General features: G+C 47.1%; 3 tRNA genes and 2 rRNA genes. All 5 read right to left on the bottom strand.

The window, feature by feature from the left end:
* Positions 1–29: 29 nt before the first annotated feature.
* Positions 30–105, bottom strand: a tRNA-Lys gene (locus LF817_RS19985).
* A 53-nt stretch (positions 106–158) separates the two neighbouring features.
* Positions 159–234, bottom strand: a tRNA-Thr gene (locus tag LF817_RS19980).
* A 4-nt stretch (positions 235–238) separates the two neighbouring features.
* Positions 239–314, bottom strand: a tRNA-Val gene (locus LF817_RS19975).
* Positions 315–328: 14 nt separating this feature from the next.
* Positions 329–442, bottom strand: a 5S ribosomal RNA gene (gene rrf, locus LF817_RS19970).
* A gap of 131 nt (positions 443–573) precedes the next feature.
* Positions 574–667, bottom strand: a 23S ribosomal RNA gene (locus tag LF817_RS19965); the annotation flags it as partial.

Raw genomic sequence — 667 nt, 5'->3', positions numbered from 1 at the left:
CTGCCAATTCCACCACACCCGCAAATAAATGGTGAGCCATGGAGGGCTCGAACCTCCGACCCTCTGATTAAAAGTCAGATGCTCTACCAGCTGAGCTAATGGCTCTTAATGAAATAAAAGTTCTGGTGATTTTGTTGTTGAAGCTCTAGTAAAATCAATGGTGCCGGCCAGAGGACTTGAACCCCCAACCTACTGATTACAAGTCAGTTGCTCTACCAGTTGAGCTAGGCCGGCAACATGGTGGAGGATGCAGGGCTCGAACCTGCGACCCCTTGCTTGTAAGGCAAGTGCTCTCCCAGCTGAGCTAATCCTCCGGATTTTATGTAAGGTATGGCGGCGTCCTACTCTCACGGGGGTAAACCCGACTACCATCGGCGCTGAAGAGCTTAACTTCTGTGTTCGGCATGGGAACAGGTGTGACCTCTTCGCTTTCGCCACCAAACCTTATATTTTAGGGACAAGATATATTATATGACCCTTTTATGAAAATTTCAAGAGTTTTTTTGAAAACCCTCAAAACTGGATAAGACATCGGACATCTTCACAAACGTAACCTTTTTCACGAAGGTTGATATAGTTAAGTCCTCGATTGATTAGTATCCGTCAGCTGCACGTGTCACCACGCTTCCACCTCGGACCTATTGACCTCATCGTCTCTGAGGAATCT

This window comes from Halobacillus sp. A1, from assembly GCF_024189295.1.
GTDB lineage: Bacteria > Bacillota > Bacilli > Bacillales > Halobacillaceae > Halobacillus_A.
The sequence above is the reverse complement of the archived record's forward strand: the minus strand, read 5'-3'. Positions and strand labels throughout refer to the sequence as shown.